Annotated in this window: 14 protein-coding genes; 9 read left to right on the top strand and 5 right to left on the bottom strand. The window is 33.2% G+C overall.

Annotated features, from left to right (window positions below):
• Positions 1 to 41 precede the first annotated feature (41 nt).
• The 8 genes from BC961_RS08385 (at position 42) to BC961_RS08420 (ending at position 9,099) form a co-directional block, all read left to right on the top strand.
• On the top strand, positions 42 to 1,118 hold the full coding sequence (locus tag BC961_RS08385; RefSeq protein ID WP_121925403.1) for an efflux RND transporter periplasmic adaptor subunit: 1,077 nt from the start codon (positions 42 to 44) through the stop codon (positions 1,116 to 1,118).
• A 199-nt stretch (positions 1,119 to 1,317) separates the two neighbouring features.
• Positions 1,318 to 4,551 carry an efflux RND transporter permease subunit gene (locus tag BC961_RS08390; RefSeq protein ID WP_121925404.1) on the top strand — a complete coding sequence of 1,078 codons (3,234 nt, stop codon included), beginning with the start codon at positions 1,318 to 1,320 and terminating at the stop codon, positions 4,549 to 4,551.
• A gap of 18 nt (positions 4,552 to 4,569) precedes the next feature.
• Positions 4,570 to 4,875, top strand: a complete 306-nt coding sequence (locus tag BC961_RS08395; protein ID WP_121925405.1) for a hypothetical protein — start codon at positions 4,570 to 4,572, stop codon at positions 4,873 to 4,875.
• Between the two features lie 131 nt (positions 4,876 to 5,006).
• Positions 5,007 to 5,108: a hypothetical protein gene (locus tag BC961_RS14950; protein ID WP_394345441.1), complete on the top strand. Its 102-nt coding sequence runs from the start codon at positions 5,007 to 5,009 to the stop codon at positions 5,106 to 5,108.
• 240 nt (positions 5,109 to 5,348) lie between these two features.
• A complete protein-coding gene (locus BC961_RS08405; RefSeq protein ID WP_394345442.1) occupies positions 5,349 to 5,810 on the top strand; it encodes a 2-dehydro-3-deoxyphosphooctonate aldolase in 462 nt (153 codons plus the stop codon).
• Between the two features lie 216 nt (positions 5,811 to 6,026).
• Complete coding sequence (gene kdsA, locus BC961_RS08410; protein WP_121925406.1) at positions 6,027 to 6,845, top strand: 3-deoxy-8-phosphooctulonate synthase; 819 nt, start codon at positions 6,027 to 6,029, stop codon at positions 6,843 to 6,845.
• Positions 6,846 to 6,862: 17 nt separating this feature from the next.
• Positions 6,863 to 7,717, top strand: a complete 855-nt coding sequence (locus tag BC961_RS08415) for a hypothetical protein (RefSeq protein WP_121925407.1) — start codon at positions 6,863 to 6,865, stop codon at positions 7,715 to 7,717.
• A 284-nt stretch (positions 7,718 to 8,001) separates the two neighbouring features.
• A complete protein-coding gene (locus tag BC961_RS08420) occupies positions 8,002 to 9,099 on the top strand; it encodes a PAS domain-containing sensor histidine kinase (protein ID WP_121925408.1) in 1,098 nt (365 codons plus the stop codon).
• Between the two features lie 48 nt (positions 9,100 to 9,147).
• Here BC961_RS08420 and BC961_RS08425 read toward each other — a convergent pair whose 3' ends face one another.
• From BC961_RS08425 to corA, 4 genes are all read right to left on the bottom strand, one after another.
• A complete protein-coding gene (locus tag BC961_RS08425) occupies positions 9,148 to 10,524 on the bottom strand; it encodes a M20/M25/M40 family metallo-hydrolase (protein ID WP_121925409.1) in 1,377 nt (458 codons plus the stop codon).
• A 180-nt stretch (positions 10,525 to 10,704) separates the two neighbouring features.
• Positions 10,705 to 11,904 (bottom strand): acetate/propionate family kinase, encoded by a 1,200-nt coding sequence (locus BC961_RS08430; protein WP_121925410.1) that lies wholly within the window; start codon positions 11,902 to 11,904, stop codon positions 10,705 to 10,707.
• A gap of 148 nt (positions 11,905 to 12,052) precedes the next feature.
• A complete protein-coding gene (pta, locus tag BC961_RS08435; protein ID WP_121925691.1) occupies positions 12,053 to 14,146 on the bottom strand; it encodes a phosphate acetyltransferase in 2,094 nt (697 codons plus the stop codon).
• Positions 14,147 to 14,200: 54 nt separating this feature from the next.
• The gene (gene corA, locus BC961_RS08440; protein WP_121925411.1) at positions 14,201 to 15,271 is read right to left on the bottom strand and encodes a magnesium/cobalt transporter CorA; all 1,071 of its coding nucleotides are present in this window, start codon (positions 15,269 to 15,271) and stop codon (positions 14,201 to 14,203) included.
• Between the two features lie 331 nt (positions 15,272 to 15,602).
• Here corA and BC961_RS08445 point away from each other — a divergent pair, with 331 nt between their 5' ends.
• Positions 15,603 to 18,164, top strand: coding sequence for a zinc-dependent metalloprotease (locus BC961_RS08445; RefSeq protein WP_121925412.1), 2,562 nt, complete (start codon positions 15,603 to 15,605; stop codon positions 18,162 to 18,164).
• Positions 18,165 to 18,311: 147 nt separating this feature from the next.
• On the opposite strand, the gene BC961_RS08450 is transcribed toward BC961_RS08445, so the two are convergent.
• Positions 18,312 to 19,037: a bacteriorhodopsin-like gene (locus tag BC961_RS08450; protein WP_121925413.1), complete on the bottom strand. Its 726-nt coding sequence runs from the start codon at positions 19,035 to 19,037 to the stop codon at positions 18,312 to 18,314.
• Positions 19,038 to 19,136: the final 99 nt, after the last annotated feature.

The raw sequence follows: 19,136 nt of genomic DNA on the forward strand, positions 1-19,136 counted from the left end.
AAAAAAAACCTTGCAGGATAAAAAACAATAAATACAAAACCATGAAAAAGATATTTATACCCTTATTTGCAGTAATTCTTTTAGCTTCTTGTAACAGCGAAAAGAAACAAGAAATTGCAAAAGAACCTGCTATTGCTGTGAAAGTAAGCGGAGTTTCTGAAAATAGCAACAGTCCTTTTGTGACTGCAAGCGGAAAAATTGAAGCTAAGAACAGTGCTAACTTAAGCACTAGAATGATGGGATATGTAACTAAAGTTCATGTGCAAGTTGGTCAAAAAGTGAATGCTGGACAATTATTAGTAAGCATTAATAATACTGATTTACAAGCTAAAAAAGCGCAGGTTGATGCGAGTATTCTTCAAGCGACTGCAGGATTTAACAGTGCTAAAAAAGATTACGATCGTTTTGTGAATTTGTTCAAAATGCAAAGTGCTTCTCAAAAAGAATTGGATGATATGACTGCACGCTACGAAATGGCAAAAGCTGGATTAGAAGGTGCGAAACAAATGAGGAATGAAGTATTGGCTCAGTTTTCTTATTCGAATATTACGGCTCCATTTGCTGGTGTTGTAACCAATACATTTATCAAACAAGGTGATATGGCTAATCCAGGAATGCCTTTAGTAAGTGTTGAAGGTGCCTCTAAATTACAAGTCATGGCAATGGTGTCTGAAAATGATATTGCGGCAATTACAAAAGGAATGCCAGTTAGTGTTTTAGTAAAATCATCAAATGAGAAACTAAACGGAAAGGTAAGTGAAGTAAGTATTTCAGCTACTAATACGGGAGGGCAATATTTAGTAAAAGTAGATTTAGATAAAACAGACGCTACTGTTTTATCAGGAATGTTTGTCAATATTCAGTTTCCAATTGCAAATAAAGCAAACACATCAAAAAGTGAAGTGCTACTACTACCAGAATCCGCTTTAGTAAAACAAGGACAATTAACTGGAATTTATACTATTGGAACTGGAAATGTAGCCATATTAAGATGGTTGCGTGTTGGGAAAAACTTTGGCGACCAAGTTGAAGTTTTATCTGGACTTTCGGCAGATGAACAATATATTGTTTCGGCAGATGGGAAATTGTATAATGGAGCAAGTATTAGTGTTCAGTAAAGGAGTGATCAGTGCTCAGTGCTCATTAAAAGAAAAAAAAGTGTTCACTGTTCAATGTTCATTTTAGATAAATAATAAGATTTTGTAATTAATTCCGCGTGAGGGATAGCAGTGAAAATCCCACGCTTTTTAGCGTGGATTGTAACGGATAGCCCGACCCGACCTTTTGGGAGGGTCACGCCCAAATAAATAAAAAATTATGCAAGAAGGTATTTCTGGTAAAATAGCCAATTTATTCATGAACTCAAAACTGACCATCTTATTGATGATAGGTTTGATGATTATTGGAGTTTATAGTTCGTTTTTGATTCCAAGGGAGGAAGAACCTCAGATAAATGTACCAATGGCCGACATCTTAGTTGGTTATCCAGGAGCAAGTCCGTCAGAGGTTGAAAGCCGTGTGGCAAAACCGTTGGAGAAAATTATATCCAACATAAAAGGTGTTGAACATGTGCATACGATGGCTATGAACGGCCAAGCCATGATTATTGTACAGTTTTATGTGGGTCAAGATGTGGAGCGCTCGTATGTGAAATTATACGATGAATTAGCAAAACATGAGGATATGTTCCCAAAAGGAGTGTATAAACCAATAGTAAAAACACGTTCGATTGATGACGTTCCGATGCTAGGAATTACTTTATGGAGCGAAAAAGAAGATGCTTTTCAAATTCGACAAATTGCTGAAGAAGTAACTTCGGAGATTGAGAAAATCAAAGATGTAGCTATTACAAAAGAAATTGGCGGTAGTATTCGTGCGCTAAAAGTAGTTTTAGACAAAGATAAAATGGCCGAAAATGGCGTTGATGCCTTAGGAATTATGCAAATGATTCAGGCTAATAACGGCAGTTCGCAATCGGGTGGTTTTGTTCAAAATGATCAGGAATATTTGGTTACTACTGGCCAGTTTTTATCGAATGCTGAAGATGTAGAAAACTTAGTGGTGGGTATCAATAAAAATATGCCTGTATATTTGAAGCAAGTTGCCAAAGTGCAAGACGGCCCAGAAACGCCAAGAAGTTATGTGTCTTTTGGATACGGCAAAGCCAATGAAAAATTTAAAACAGCTAAATCAGAATATCCTGCGGTTACTATTTCTATAGGTAAAGTAAAAGGAGCTGATGCGATGAAAATCTCGGAGAAAATCCTTCACAAAGTAGAATTATTGAAGAAAGATTTAATTCCTGATGATGTTCATGTTGAAGTAACTCGAAATTATGGTGAAACAGCTTCGGATAAAGTAGGTGAACTTTTATTTCATTTATTTATTGCGATTGTGGCTGTAACAGTTTTAGTGATGCTGGCCATGGGATGGCGCGTTGGATTAGTGGTGTTTTTCTCCGTTCCATTAACTTTTGCGTTGACTTTATTTAGCTATTATTTATTGGATTACACTTTAAATAGAATTACACTATTTGCACTCGTTTTTGTGGTGGGAATTGTGGTTGATGATAGTATTATTATTGCCGAAAATATGCACCGTCATTTCAAGATGAAGCGACTGCCGTTTAAACAAGCAGCTATTTATGCGATTAATGAAGTAGGAAATCCAACAATATTAGCCACTTTTACAGTTATTGCAGCTATTTTACCAATGGCTTTCGTATCAGGAATGATGGGCCCTTATATGAGTCCGATGCCTATTGGAGCTTCGATTGCAATGATATTATCACTATTCGTAGCCTTGACGGTAACGCCTTACTTAGGCTATCATTTACTTCAAGAAAAAGATACCCAAGAACATAAAGAAGCGGAAGGACTAGAAACGAGCCGTATCTATAAAATATATAATAAGTTAGAGCGTCCATTATTAGAAAGTAGCTCCAAAAGAAGAATACTTTTAGCGGTAACTATTTTGTTATTAATTGGTTCGGTTTTTATGTTTTTTACCAAATCGGTGGTGGTAAAAATGTTGCCTTTTGATAATAAAAATGAGTTCCAAGTAGTGATTGATATGCCAGAGGGAACTACGTTAGAACGCACAACAGCGGTAACTAAAGAAATTGCGCAATACCTGTCAACAAGACCAGAAGTAGTTAATTATCAAAATTATATTGGAACCTCGGCTCCTATCACGTTCAACGGATTAGTGCGTCATTACGACATGCGTGGTGGTAGTAATATGGCCGACATTCAAGTTAATTTACTACACAAAGAAGAAAGAACGATTCAAAGTCACGCCATTGCGAGAGACATGCGTGCCGATGTGCAGAAGATTGCTAAGAAATATGGTGCGAATGTAAAACTAATTGAAGTGCCTCCAGGACCGCCAGTCTTATCAACTTTAGTTGCTGAGATTTATGGCGGACCTAATTATAACGAGCAAATAAAAGTAGCGAAGCAAGTAAAAACTATTTTAGAAAATACGGCTGATGTAGTCGATATCGATTGGATGGTTGAGGACAATCAAGTAGAATACAAACTCGAAATAGACAAAGAAAAAGCAATGCTAAACGGAATTGCGCCACAGCAAGTAGTGGGGAATCTTACCTATTTACTGAAAGAATATCCTATTTCTAATTTGTACGATGAAAATTCAAATGATAATGTAGCAATCGTTCTTTCTCTTGACGACAAAGACAAAACAAGTTTACAAGACATTCAGAATCTAAAAATCAAAGGAAATCAAGGCAACATGATTCCGGTAAGTGATTTGGTAAAAGTAAAAACAGATACTTTACAAAAAACCATTTATAGAAAAGATCAAAAACGTGTGGTTTATGTAACAGCTGATATGGCTGGAGCTTTAGAAAGTCCTGTATATGCCATTTTAGGAATGAGCGACCAAATGGCTAAAATGAAAGTTCCAAAAGGCTATAAAGTAGAGAAATTGTATATGGAACAACCTACTGACGAAAGTAATTTTACAGTAAAATGGGATGGAGAATGGCAAATAACATTAGAAGTATTCCGTGATTTAGGAGTTGCTTTTATGGTAGCTATTGTCATTATCTACATGTTAATAGTAGGATGGTTCCAGAACTTTAAAACACCAATTGTAATGATGTTGGCTATTCCGTTATCCTTGATTGGGATTGTTTTTGGCCACTGGCTGTTAGGTGCTTATTTTACAGCTACTTCTTTCATTGGGATGATTGCATTAGCTGGTGTAATGGTTCGAAACTCGGTTTTACTGATTGACTTTATAGAGATTAGATTGCAAGACGGAGTTCCGTTGAAACAAGCGATTATAGAAGCTGGAGCGGTAAGAACCTCCCCTATTTTGTTAACCACTGGAGCAGTAGTTATTGGAGCATCGATTATATTATTTGATCCATTGTTTCAAGGATTAGCGATTTCATTAGTGTTTGGAGCGATAGTTTCCACCATTCTAACATTGCTAGTAGTGCCGTTAATTTATTATATAACAGAGAGAAAAAAATGGGAATCCAATTCTGAAATTTCAATCAAGAATGATGATGAAGCATTATAATTTAATAAAATATAAACTATGAAACTACTAATCATAACTGCAGTCTTAGAATTTGAAAAAGACATTAAGGCGATGCTAAAAAAATCTAATGTAAAAACCTTTACTTATAAAGAAGTAAAGGGGTTTACAGATCTTTCTGAAGAAGCTATTGAAAGCAACTGGTTTGCTGGCGATATGAATGAGACGGAATCCATACTCTTTTATGCTTTTGTCAAAAAAGAAAATATTGACTCACTGTTTGATTTGGTTAATGACTTTAATGCAAAACAAGCAGCCAAATCAAACATTCATATTGCTGTGCTGAATATTGAAAAATCTAATTAATAACAACTAAATAAGAGGATGAGCTTCCTTCATCACTCGCCAATATATAATGAAAAATAGAATAGTAAGATTCGTAGCGGGAACATATATTAACTAGTTTAATTTTAGCACATTATTTTAGTACTAATTGGTTGTGGCTTACAGCTTTTGTAGGAGCTAATTTATTTCAATCTTCCCTTAGCAAATGGTGCTTATTAGACACTATTTTAGAGAAATTAGGAGTAAAAGATTAGTCAGTAGTAATTAGTGATTAGTGACTAGTTCTTAGCATTTAAGACGTACAAATGAATTAGAATTCTAGAAAAAGAATTATTAGCTTAAGATTACAAATTAAAACAAGTGGATTATTTTGATACTTCTATTGACAAAAAAAACATTTTGTAATCAATAGGACTCAAAGTTCTATTTATCTTTGTGCTGCTCTTCAAAGTTTTTCTTGAGCAATTACAAATCATTTTTAACGTTAAGGATTTATGAACAATATCAAAAAAACTTTTCTTTTTTTAGCATTAGCATTATTAAGTGGTTCCTGCGTGAGCACAAAATCGACTTTAAAAAACGTGGATGATAATGCTCCAAATCTTGTGGTTACAAAAGATAATACTTTTGTGATTACTAAGTATAGCGATGATAAAAAATACGGTTATGACGAAGATTACCCGATCAATATTTTTTATAGAAACACATTAAATGACAAAATTAATCAAGAACGTTTCTTGAATGCTTTGGCTGGGCCAAAAGGCGAAAAAATAACGTACTCAAAATTAGAAAGCTGTTGTCCTTTTCCAACCAAAAGAACGGATCTTGGCGCTGGTTTATTAGATGTTTACGAGTTAAAATGGGAAGGGCAAAAAAAACCTATAAAATTATATTTAAATATTTTTGAAAAAGGAGTCTTAATGGTTCCAGTTGGGCTTAGTTTAAATAAAAAGTAGTGTTGTAATTAAAATGTCTCAAAAATATTTTCAGTTTTTAAGGGCACTGAAAAATATTTTCAATTCTATATGTTATGTTTGATGGAATGGGATTGCTTCGTTCCTCGCAATGACTAATCGTTATTACTAGAGCAGGAAACAGCTTCAAATAAAACGTTAATAGCAAAGTAGTTTCACAAAACCTAACTATCTTTGCACTTTCAAAAAATAACTACTATGAACATACATAAAATTCCTCAAATTAAGCATACTGAAAGCGGCAACTTCTTCCTATTAGCTGGTCCTTGCGCGATTGAAAGTGAAGAAATGGCGATGCGAATTGCTGAAAAATTAGTTGGCATCACTGATAATTTACAAATTCCTTTTGTTTTTAAAGGTTCTTTCAAAAAAGCAAATCGTTCTAGAATCGATAGTTTTTCAGGAATTGGAGACGAAAAAGCACTTAAAATCCTTAGAAAAGTGTCAGAGACATTTCATGTTCCTACAGTTACAGATATTCATACGAATGAAGATGCGGATATGGCGGCACAATATGTGGATGTTTTGCAGATTCCAGCTTTTTTAGTTCGCCAAACGGATCTAGTTGTGGCTGCTGCCAATACTGGAAAAGTAGTAAACTTGAAAAAAGGACAATTTATGAGTCCAGAAAGCATGAAGCACGCGGTACAAAAAGTGTTAGATTGTCAGAATGAAAACGTAATGATTACTGATAGAGGAACCATGTTTGGTTACCAAGATATGATTGTCGATTTTAGAGGAATTCCTACTATGCAACAATATGCTACAACGGTTCTTGATGTAACACACTCTTTACAACAACCCAATCAGACTGCAGGTGTAACTGGTGGAAGACCGGATATGATTGAAACTGTTGCTAAAGCTGGTATTGCAGTGGGCGTTGATGGAATATTTATAGAAACTCATTTTGATCCCGCTAACGCAAAAAGCGACGGTGCTAATATGCTTCATCTAGATTATTTTGAATCGCTGATGACTAAATTAGTAGCGATTAGAAAAACAATAAATACATTTTAATTTTAATACAAAGTTCATTGAAAACTAAAGTTTTATTTTTCGTCTTGTTCGGATTTTCATTAAGCACATTTGCACAAGAAGAAATTAAAGTAGAAAAATATACCGCTCATAATAAAGGAAAATTCTTTGTTTCATGGGGCGGAAATAGGGAAAGCTACACAGACTCTGACGTAACTTTCAAAGGGAAAGATTACAACTTTACAGTTGATAATATGACTGCGCACGATAAACCAAAAGGATGGCATTTGGACTACATAAATCCTGTGAAAATGACAATTCCTCAAACGAATTTCAGATTAGGATATTATATTTCTGATAATTATAGCGTTACAATTGGTGTGGATCATATGAAGTATGTAATGACACAAGATCAAACTGCTAATGTTTCAGGCGCAATCAATTTACCAATTACAGATGCAGGCTCAATTCACAATCGAATTTATAACAACACTCCAGTTAATTTTACGGATGAAACCTTCTTAAAGTATGAACACACTGACGGATTAAATTACGTACACACCGAGATATCAAGACACGATGATATTTCAAAATTTCTGGGTCTTCCTAATATTGACAAAGTTCAAATTAATTTCACTGAAGGTTTGGGACTTGGTTTACTTTATCCTAAAACAAACACAACGCTACTGGGAAAAGATCGTCATGATGATTTTCATATTTCAGGTTTTGGTGCTTCGGCGAAAGCGGGGCTTAACATAACATTTTTTAAATATTTTTACATTCAAGGAGAATTAAAAGGCGGTTACATTAATATGCAAGATATTAGAACAACCCAAAGTAAAGAAGATAGCGCGTCACAAGATTTTTTCTTTTTTCAAAGAATAATTGCAGTCGGTGGAATTTTTAGAATATAAAATAATAGGGTTTAGAGTTTCTTTTGAAATTTTTTAAAGTGACCGCAATAAACTTAAATATCTAATGTAAAAAGAAGGCTTGAATTTTAATATTCCAGCCTTTTTTTGTTTTAGATTGTAAATTTGAAAATAATAAATCCTTATTTAGTTAGATTTAAATTCAAAGTTAGTAGAATTCTTGTTTTTTTATATAAATTTGGAAAGAGGCCCAAAATTTTAATAAAAGAACTGTCACATATTTGAAAATATGAAATTATTTAAAAACTGTAAATCCTGCTAAATCAATGAATTCAAATTCTACTACTACTGATTCTGATGGAAAATATTCGTTTGATAATTTTTTCAATATTTCGGCTGATTTAATATGTATTGCAGGGTATGACGGTTACTTTAAGAGAATTAATCCCTCTGTATCAAAATTATTAGGATACAGTGAGGAGGAATTGTACGCTAAACCCATAAGTGCATTTGTTTATTCTCCCGATTTAAAATTAACATTAGAAACAAGAGAGCAAGTCTATAAAAGCAAACCACTATTAAATTTTGAAAATCGTTATCTCACTAAAAGCGGTGAAATCGTTTGGCTATCATGGACTTCAATGCCTGTAGATGCAAATCAATTAATTTATGCGATTGCAAAAAACATAACACATAAGAAAAAAGTAGAAGGCGAAAGAAATTTACTTTTAAGTAATCTGACACAAATAAATAAGGAACTGAGAATACTTTCTCATAAAACTTCTCATGATTTGAAGTCCCCTATCAACAATATGTTATCCGTATTTAGTCTGATTGATGTTTCTAAAATTGATGATGAAGAAACACTTGAGCTGATCAATATTTTAAAATTAACAAGCGAAAATTTAAAAGATACATTAAATGATTCTATTGACACTTTAATTGAAAATGCAAACATCAATACTCAAGTTGAAGAGATAAACTTTAATGAATGTCTTATTGAAGTTTTAGTGTCGATAAATTCACTAATTGTTGATTCGAAAGCAAGTATTACTTTTGATTTTTCGGAAGTAGAAAATGTAGTTTTTAACAAGGCTTATATTAAAAGCATTTTTTTAAATCTACTTACGAACTCAATTAAATATTCAAAACCATCAAGCGTACCAACAGTTAAAATTCGTTCTACAGTAGTGAACGGAATAAATCAATTAATTTTTTCAGATGAGGGACTTGGTTTCGACCTAGATAAAGTGAAAGATAAGATTTTTGGACTGTATGAAAAATTCCATACAAATGACGATACAAATAGTACGGGAATAGGACTTTATTTAGTTTACAATCACATCACAAGTTTAGGTGGAAGAATTGCTGTAGAAAGTAAAATAAACGAGGGTGCAACATTTACGATTTCATTTAAATATTGAAAAACATAAAAATTGCACCCACATTAATTTTGGTAACTTTTTATTCTATTATTCTATTATTCCATTTTGATCAATAAGATATAATAATGAAGCCATAGTTGCCGCACCTAATTCTAATTCTCTTTTATTAATTGCATCAAAAGTATCATTTGCAGCATGATGATAGTCAAAATAGCGTTGTGAATCTGGTTTTAATCCAGCTTTAACTATCTTTTTAGAAGTTAAAGCATCAATGTCAGAACCTCCATGACCTTTTGTAAAGCTATGAATTAAGTATGGTTCGAAAAGATTCTTCCATCCTTCGATTCTTTTAAAATTAGCATCGTCTGATTCGAAATTAAAACCCCTTGGAGTAAATCCTCCTGAATCACTTTCCAGAGCAAAAATGTGATTTTCTTTATTCAGTTGTGCTACTTCTTCGTATTTTTTTCCGCCTTTACCACCATTTTCTTCATTCATAAAAAGCACAACGCGTATCGTATTTTTAGGTTTGTATCCAAGATTTTTGAAGATATTGACTGCTTCCATGCTTTGCACCACTCCTGCTCCATCATCATGTGAACCATCTGCTAAATCCCAAGAATCAAGATGTCCTCCCACAACAATTATTTTTTCAGGATGTTCGCTACCTTTTAATTCTCCTATAACATTATATGATAAAACATCTTCCATTTGTTTGCAAGATTGTTTGAAATAAAACTTCAACTTAGAATTACTTTTAAGTGATTTACTTAATAATTCAGCTCCGTTGGTGCTTATAGCTGCTGTTGGAATATATTTTGATTCTGGCAAATCACCATAGCTTTGATTACCTGTATGTGGGAAATCATCTAATCGTAAGTTCATCGAGCGTACAATTGTTCCAACGGCTCCAAATTTTGCTGCTTCCTTAGCACCTGCGTATCTTTGATCTACACAACCTCCGTAAGATTTAAAAGTTTCAATAAGCTCTTGCTCCATCGGTCTGTTAAAAAATACTATTTTACCTTTAATCTTATCTCCTAATGTATTGAGTTCAGCTATTGTTTGCACTTCAATAACTTCAGCGGCAAGACCATTTTTAGAAGTTGCGATAGAACCACCTAAAGCGCATATTGGAACAGAAGTTTTAGCTTTGTTATCCATTATGTAAGCAGTTTCTTTTTCACCTCTTACCCATTTTGGCACCATCACTTCCTGCAAATAGACTTTATCCAAACCAAGAGTTTCTAATTGGGCTTTTGTATATAAAACTGCTTTCTGCGCATTTTCTGAACCCGATAATCGAGATCCTATATTATTCGAAAGATGATCTAGCCATGAGTAACACTTTGAATTTGTTAGCGAAGATTTATAGATTTCTTTAAACATTTGTTCATCTTTACTTTGAGCAGTCAATGTTACACCGCTAAAAAATAAAGCCGCTAATAGAAAAGTTTTTTTCATAATTTATAAAGATTAAAATCAATTTTGTTTGGAAATTTTAATTTATTATTATCAGGCAATTTCGTAATTAATAACGAATAATTAATATTAAGATACAAAAAAATCCTGCAAATTTAAATTTATTGCAGGATCTTTAAATATCAGTTAAAAAATAACCTTTTCTTTTTGAAATTAAATTTACTATTCAACAAGCAATTCAAAAACTTGATTTGCTATTTCAATTTCTTCATTTGTAGGAATTACTAAAACTTTAGTTTTAGATTCGGCTGTGCTTATTTCTCTAATTTCCTTCGAACGCAATTCATTTTTTTCTAAATCCAGTTCGATACCAAAATAATCCATATCGGTACAAACCAATTTTCTAATATAAGATGAATTTTCTCCTATTCCCGCAGTAAAGATAATTGCATCAAGTCCGTTTAAAACGGCAGAATAAGAACCAATATATTTTTTTATTCGATACGCATTCATCGCTAAGGCTAACTGGCAATCTACATTTCCGTTTTCAGCTTGCTTTTCAATGTCTCTCAAATCGCTAAAACCAGTTAATCCTAACATACCACTTTGCTTTTGCAACATTGTGTTTACAGCCTCTAAAGAGTAACCTAAAGTATTTACTAAATAGAATATTATAGATTGATCTACATCTCCGCTTCTAGTACCCATAATCAAACCGTTCATAGGACCAAAACCTAAAGTGTGATCGACACTCTTTCCATTTTTAATTGCAGTCATACTACATCCATTTCCTAAGTGGATTGTAATTATTTTAGATTCTTTACTAAAAGAATTCTGGGTTAAATAGTGAATTGCATTCTCTGATACGTACTTATGACTCGTTCCATGGAAACCATATAATCGAATCTTGTTTTCAGTCAATAGATAATTGGGCAAAGCGTACTTGTGAGCAATTACGGGTATTGTTTGGTGAAAAGCAGTGTCAAAAACAGCTACTTGTTGGGCATTTTTAAATATTTCAGAAGCAACAATGATTCCCTCTAAATTTGCAGGATTGTGCAAAGGCGCTAAATCAAATAACTGCCTGATTTTCTCCTTAACTTCCTCAGTAATTACGACTGTATTTGAAAACGTGCTTCCACCATGAACTACGCGGTGTCCCACAGCTTCAATTTCTTCGGTGCTAATAATAACGCCAAATTCTTCGTCCATTAAAAGGCTAGCTATTTTCTCCAACCCTATTTTATGGTCAGCGATAGGTAAAGATTCCTCAATTTTATTTGAAGTGCTTACAAACGTCAAGTTTGAAATTTCTAATCCAATTCTATCAATCATACCAGAACAAATTACTTCGTTTGCTGGCATTTCGATTAATTGGTATTTTATAGAGGAACTCCCCGAGTTTATTATTAATATTTTCATTTTTTAACTATTTTTTGCCGCGAACATATTATGGCGTAAAGGTTTTTACTATTATTTCAATTTTGCTAATGCACAAATATTATTACTAAATATTCAAAAACAAGATCATTAGTGACTTTGCGTTAAAAATTATTCCTTGTTTTAAAAACTAAAGTCCCTGTGCTTGTATAGCAGTAATAACTACTGTGTTAATAATATCGTCCACAGTACAACCACGACTTAAATCATTAACTGGCTTGTTCAACCCTTGTAACATAGGACCAATTGCTAATGCGCCAGTTTCTCTCTGAACAGCTTTATACGTATTATTTCCAGTGTTCAAATCAGGGAAAATTAAGACACTTGCTTGTCCAGCTACTTCAGAATTTGGCATTTTACTTCTTCCTACTTCCATGTCAACCGCTGCATCATATTGTATAGGACCTTCAATTTTCAAATCTGGGCGCTTCTTTCTCACAATTTCAGTTGCAGTTCTAACCTTTGTTACTTCATCACCTTTTCCAGAAGAGCCAGACGAGTACGAAAGCATTGCAATTTTTGGCTCAATGCCAAATGCCCAACTAGAATCTGCAGAAGAAATTGCAATTTCTGCTAGCTGCTCAGCTGTTGGATTAGGGTTTATGGCGCAATCTCCAAATACAGAAACTCTATCTTCTAGACACATAAAGAAAACAGAAGAAACTACACTTGAATTTGGCTTAGTTTTAATGAATTGTAAAGCAGGCAAAATTGTATGCTGTGTCGTGTGAGCAGCACCAGAAACCATTCCGTCTGCATGTCCTTTATAAACCATCATAGTTCCAAAATAGGATACGTCGACCATTAAATCTTTGGCCATTCCTAAAGTTACATTCTTAGCTTTTCGCAATTCGTAGTATGTATTTACATAATCATCAAAATACTTAGATTCTACAGGATTTACGATTTCAATTTTCGAAAAATCAAAAGTAATTCCTAACTCTGCAACTTTAGCTTCAATTTGTTTTCTGTTTCCAATGATTGAAATATCCACTACATCCATGGCAACTAAACGAGAAGCAGCAATAAGAATTCGATCATCATTCCCTTCTGGAAGAACTATATGCTTGCGGTGTTGTTTCGCTCTTTTTACTAGATTATATTGAAACATTTTTGGAGTCATCCCTTCTGCTTCAAATGCCAGCAATTTTTTAGATAAATTATCTAAGTCCACATATTTTTCAAATGTGTTTATCGATGTTTCTATCTTATGAGTATTATCAGCGTAAATTTTTGATTTAATATTACCCAATCGATTTGTAATTCCATAAGTACCGCCTTCAACAGTTATGATAGGTACGATCGTGGTTAAACCTTGAATCAATTTTATAATGCTATCTTCAGGAAGAATATTTCCAGTGAGAACAATGCCAGAAATCGTTGGGTAATTCACTGATTCATTTGCTTGGAGCGCTCCAAGTATGATGTCAGCTCTATCTCCGGGAGTTATAACAAGTGCATTTTCTTTTAGATGTAATAAGTAGTTATGCAGTTGCATGGCTCCTACACTAAAATTACCAACTTCATTATTCAAGAATTCATCCCCAAAAAGGACTTTGGCGCCAAGCAAATCAACAATCTCTTTAATCGTTGGATTATTCAAGCTAGAAATTAATGGAATTGCGTTTACCATAACCTCAATTGGAAGGCTACCTCTCAAACCATCTGTGACTAATCTAATGTTTTCTGGCTGGACTTTGTTGGCAATAACTGCTAGAACTTCAACATCTCGAACCTTAAATGAATCATATACTAAATAAAGACTGTCAATAAGTTCCTCCAAAGTCTTACCTACTCCTGAACCGACAATAATTGTTGGAATCCCTAAATTTTTAGCAATCAAAACATTCATATCGAGCTCAATCGCAGTTCCCTCTCCACTGAATCCAGTTCCTTCAACTAAAACAAAGTCAAAACGCTCTTCTAATTTCTTATATTTTTCAATAATTAAATCGAGAACCTCCCCTATTTTTCCTTTATTTTTCTTCTTGATTAATTTACTTTTAGTAATAGCATACGCATCTTCGAATGAAATATCCAAACCAAAATGACCTATTACTGTTTCAATGTGATTATCGCAGCTTCCGTCTTCAAAATCTTCAATTATTGGTCGAAAATAACCGACTTTGGCTGTTTTACCAATAAGCATACTCATCAAACCTAAAGTTATAATTGACTTACCACTATTTTGTTCGCTAGTAGCAATGTATATTGCTTTATTCATTTTATATATTTTTAATTTTATCCAATTAAAATTGGACATTTACTGTTTTACTAATTAAAACCAATCCCTCTTTTTAAAATAAATTATCATTCCAATAACTATCAAAACCATCACTCCTACAACGATAAAATAGCCGTTATGATACTCTAGTTCAGGCATATTTTTAAAGTTCATTCCATACACACCTACTATAAAAGTTAATGGAATAAATATGGCAGACACAATAGTTAGCGTCTTCATTATTTCATTCATTTTATGAGTCTGTGCCGAAAAAAAGAAATTAGAGGCGCTCTCTAATGATCCTAAATCAGATTCAATTTGTTCTAATAATTCTAAGCTCTTTTGATGTAAACGAAAAAAGAAACTAAAATTTTCAATTTCAATAACATTAAAAACAGTATCGTCTTTCAAACTTTTTATACCATACAAAGAATCTCTCAAAGGAATTATTGATCGCTTCAAGAAATTAAAATTATCACGATGTTTTTCAATACGTTCTAAAGTTAATGGATCCGCATTTCTTTTTGAAAGGGCAACCAATTCCTCTACTTTTTCCTCTTCATTTTCAATGGTGATATAAAAATTTTCCATTATCGCGTCTAGAAGTACATAGAGTAAGTAATCTACTTTCTTTGTTCGAACTAAACCAGAATGGGTGCGAATTCGTTCTCGAATATGGGTAAAAAAATCAGAGCGTTTTTCTTGGAAGGAAATTAAAATACCGTCTTTTATCAAAAAGCTAATCTGCTCTACACTTATATTATCAGAATCGCCTGCTGGGAGAAGCGATTTTATATTGAAAAAAAGTACATCTGATAATTCCTCGAGTTTTGTTCGTCTACTGGTATTTAGAATATCGGTCAGCATGAAATTATCTATTTCGAAAAAACTACCTATCGATTTTATTAAATCTATATTATTTAGACCGTGAATATTGAGCCAATTTGTTTTATTAGTATCTAGAAATTTAGCTAAATCAGCCACTTTAAAATCTTCATATTCTTTCAAGTCAATAGTGTCGTAAACAAACAATTGCATTTCAGAATCATTTTCTTTATGAATTCCCGTATATTCAAGATGATACGGCTGCAGTCTCTTACCTTTTTTAAATTTAATTTTTCTCATGTATAATCATTCACGAAGTAATATTACAAAAAACTTGTTCAATTGAATCACTACTAGGTCGCCTTAGCTTTCATGTAACACTATTGAGGCGTTTTATAATAGTTAACTACAAAAATAGGGATAAATACCTATTTACTATATGAGATAAATCATGTAATATTCACTTTACAGCGTTTAATGAACATTTGTTAATTTTAGTTAATTTTTTATATTTAAATTTTACCACTAGAAAATTGAAAATTATATTGATAGATTTGGAAATCGATAGTTACTTTTTGCGTAACTATTTTTTTATTTTAACTTATTTATAAACCATTAGAAGTATAACTAAATGATTAAAAAAAAATTATCTTTAATTATTGTTTGTCTTTTCCTTTTTTCAGCAAGTGAAACTTTTGCTCAAAGTAGAAAAGAGAAAAAAGCAGCGAAAAATGCAGTTGCAAAAGTGGACCCAAAGGCCGCTGATGCTAAAAAAGAACCTAAACCGTACAAGAAAGTTATTGATTCTACAGCAGTGACACAAAACGGTTTGATCATTGTTCATAAAGTAGATAAAAAGTATCTGTTTGAAATTCCTGATTCTATACTAGGAAGTGAAATGATGACCATCACTCGCTATTCTAAAACTCCTGCTGGAGGAGCAATCTTTGGTGGTGAAGAAATCAATAGACAAGTGGTTCGTTGGGAAAAAGGAATGAATAACAACATTCTTTTAAGATCTATTACTTACGTTATTATGTCTCCGGATGAGGACAAACCTTTGGCACAAGCCGTAAAAAATTCTACATCTGATCCAATCATCGGTAACTACGATGTACTAGCCTATAAAAAAGATGCAGATGGTAAAATAACTGGATACGTTCTTGATTTATCTACGACTTTTGACGCTGATGTTCAAACTTTTTCTTTAGATCCAATAAAGAAGCAAATGTTAAACATACAAGCATTTCAAAAAGACAGATCATTTATTTCTAAAGTGAGTAGCTTCCCAATCAATACTGAGATTAGAAGCGTAAAAACATTTACAACTACTCCACCACGAATTAATGCAACGCCAACACCTAAGATAGGAATTGATTTACCTTCGGCACTTGATGCTGGTGTTGTGACTATGGAAATGAACACTTCGATGATTTTATTGCCTAAAACGCCAATGCGAAAAAGAGAATTTGATGCTCGCGTAGGTTATTTTGCAAATCAATTTGGTGTTTTTGAAGAAGAATCACAAAAATCAGATACGAAAGTCTTTGCGGTAAGATGGCGCTTAGAGCCTAAATCTACTGAAGATGCTCAAAAACAAAAAAATGGCGAATTAATTGAGCCATTGAAACCAATTGTTTATTATATCGACCCCGCAACTCCTGAAAAATGGAAAAAATACATCAAACAAGGAATTGATGATTGGCAGGTTGCTTTTGAAGCTGCAGGTTGGAAAAATGCAATTCGCGGGGAATATTGGCCAGAAAATGATCCTACGATGAGTTTAGAAGATGCGCGTTTTTCAGTATTGAGATATTTCGCTGCAGAAATACAAAATGCATACGGACCTAATGTTCACGATCCTAGAAGTGGAGAAATATTAGAGAGCCATATTGGTTGGTATCACAACATTATGAGCCTATTAAGAAACTGGTATTTAATTCAAACAGCTGCTGCAAATCCAGAAGCAAGAGCTAAGAAATTTGATGATAAACTAATGGGTGAATTAATTCGATTTGTATCCTCTCATGAAGTAGGACATACATTAGGATTACGTCACAATATGGGTGCAAGTTCTGCGACACCAGTGGAAAAATTAAGAGACAAAGATTTCGTGGCAAAAAATGGTCATACTTCTTCTATTATGGATTATGCACGATTTAATTACGTAGCGCAGCCAGAAGATGGGGTAACTGACTTTTTTCCAAAAATTGGTGATTACGACAAATGGGCTATCAAATGGGGTTACTCTTATTTTGAAGATGCAAAAACAGAAAAAGCAGAAAAAGCTATTTTAAATGAAATGACTAAGGAAGCTTACAAGAACAATCGCTTGTGGTTTGGAACTGAAACTAGCCCGTATGATCCTAGATATCAAACTGAGGATATTGGAGACAATGCAATGAGAGCTTCAGAATACGGAATTAAAAATCTAAAAAGAATTCTTCCTAATTTACTAGAATGGTCTACAGAAAAAGGAGAAAGTTATAGTGAGCTTGATGAACTATACACTGCTTTAACAGGACAATTTAGAAGATATATGGGTCATGTTACTAAAAACGTAGGTGGAATCTATGATTCTCCAAAGACTTACGATATGACTGGAAATCAATTTACGGTTGTTCCAAAAAGCATTCAAAAAGATGCAGTTACTTTTTTAAATACACAATTATTTACGACTCCAAAATGGTTATTGAATCAAGATATTCTTTCTAAAATAAATCCAGAAAGTGGCGTTGAAGCTGTAAAGTCAATGCAAGATGCAACCTTAAGTAGCTTGCTAGCGGGAGATAGAATGGTTCGTTTATTAGAATCTTCTAGCATCAGCAAAGACAATTATTCTGTTGACGAATTAATTACTGATTTGAATAAAGGTATTTTTTTAGAGTTAAAAGGCAGCGGATCTATAGATATTTACAGACGAAATATCCAAAAACTTTACGTTGACAAACTAGTAGAATTACTAAAACCTGGGACAGCTACTGTGAGATCTGTACCTGTGGGAGTAACGTACGGCTTCTCGACAAAAAAAGTTAATTTATCTCAAACTGATTTACCATCAGTTGCAAGAGGACAGTTAATTGCATTGAGAAACGACTTAAAGACGTCATCTGGTAGAATGAGTGATCGAATGAGCAAGTTTCACGTTCTTGATTTAATTTCTAGAATTAGTTTAGCATTAGATCCAAAATAAAATATTTTATAATTGAGAAAGCACTACTTAGTGGTTTTATAAAATAAAACCTGACTTATATAATTATAAGTCGGGTTTTTTGATTCTAATAAAAAAGCCAGACTATAAATAGTCTGGCTTTCCACTTAAAATAAACAACCAATAAACTTAATCTTTTTGGTATTTAACTGCTAAGCTGTAGATAACTAAACCAAATCCTATTTTATTAATAGCATCAGCAATGTTATATACAACATCAATATTACCTGATGGAATAAATCCGTTGTACCATCCTGTTGTTCCCATCATATATCCTAATGGATAAATTGACCAACCAACTAGTACGAACCAACAGAGAATTTTGTGCGCTTTTTGTATTTCTCCTCCAGCTGCAGCAGCTAGTTTTGAAGCTTCACCTAACCAAATTTCATACACGATTAAGAAATAAGCAGCTCCAGAAATGAATCCCCATAAAGCAGCACTATCTGGAGCAATTACTTCTCCAATATAACCTGTAACTAGCATTACTATAGAGTAAAGAATCATTTTCCATAATAACGATTGTTTTGCTCCTGCTACCTTTAATATTAGATAAAACTCTAAACACATCAACGGTACAGTTAATACCCAGTCAACGTAACGGAAGAAAGTTGGAGATTCTCCAAAAGTCGCCCAGTAATCTCTCATGTAGAAATAATGCACTGCTGCAATAAAAGTAATTAAACCAGAAACTAAAACGGATGTACGCCATTTCCTGTCGAATTGGCTTAATGATAGAAAGAAAAATGCTGATGCAGCCATCATGGCCATGCAGCCTACAAAAAATGTAAAACCTACATAATCTGTTGGTAGTAATTTACCAACCAATGCTGAAATAAACATAAAGTTTGTCATAAGTGAAAATTTAAATGGTTTTTGTTTATTCAAATGTATAAAAAGTTAAACAATAATAAGTGTTTTTGTTTAAGTTTTTTTAACTATTTTTAAACAATA

The organism is Flavobacterium weaverense, from assembly GCF_003688495.1.
In the GTDB taxonomy this organism is placed as follows: Bacteria; Bacteroidota; Bacteroidia; order Flavobacteriales; family Flavobacteriaceae; genus Flavobacterium; species Flavobacterium weaverense.

Excerpts from the sequence above, each read along its gene's own strand:
- corA (WP_121925411.1), bottom strand. The coding sequence starts at position 15,271 with ATGAGAAAAATTAAATTTAAAAAAGGTAAGAGACTGCAGCCGTATCAT.
- BC961_RS08405 (WP_394345442.1), top strand. The coding sequence starts at position 5,349 with ATGAACAATATCAAAAAAACTTTTCTTTTTTTAGCATTAGCATTATTA.
- BC961_RS08430 (WP_121925410.1), bottom strand. The coding sequence starts at position 11,904 with ATGAAAATATTAATAATAAACTCGGGGAGTTCCTCTATAAAATACCAA.
- BC961_RS08450 (WP_121925413.1), bottom strand. The coding sequence starts at position 19,037 with ATGACAAACTTTATGTTTATTTCAGCATTGGTTGGTAAATTACTACCA.
- kdsA (WP_121925406.1), top strand. The coding sequence starts at position 6,027 with ATGAACATACATAAAATTCCTCAAATTAAGCATACTGAAAGCGGCAAC.
- BC961_RS08385 (WP_121925403.1), top strand. The coding sequence starts at position 42 with ATGAAAAAGATATTTATACCCTTATTTGCAGTAATTCTTTTAGCTTCT.
- pta (WP_121925691.1), bottom strand. The coding sequence starts at position 14,146 with ATGAATAAAGCAATATACATTGCTACTAGCGAACAAAATAGTGGTAAG.
- BC961_RS08420 (WP_121925408.1), top strand. The coding sequence starts at position 8,002 with ATGAATTCAAATTCTACTACTACTGATTCTGATGGAAAATATTCGTTT.
- BC961_RS08395 (WP_121925405.1), top strand. The coding sequence starts at position 4,570 with ATGAAACTACTAATCATAACTGCAGTCTTAGAATTTGAAAAAGACATT.
- BC961_RS08390 (WP_121925404.1), top strand. The coding sequence starts at position 1,318 with ATGCAAGAAGGTATTTCTGGTAAAATAGCCAATTTATTCATGAACTCA.
- BC961_RS08425 (WP_121925409.1), bottom strand. The coding sequence starts at position 10,524 with ATGAAAAAAACTTTTCTATTAGCGGCTTTATTTTTTAGCGGTGTAACA.
- BC961_RS08445 (WP_121925412.1), top strand. The coding sequence starts at position 15,603 with ATGATTAAAAAAAAATTATCTTTAATTATTGTTTGTCTTTTCCTTTTT.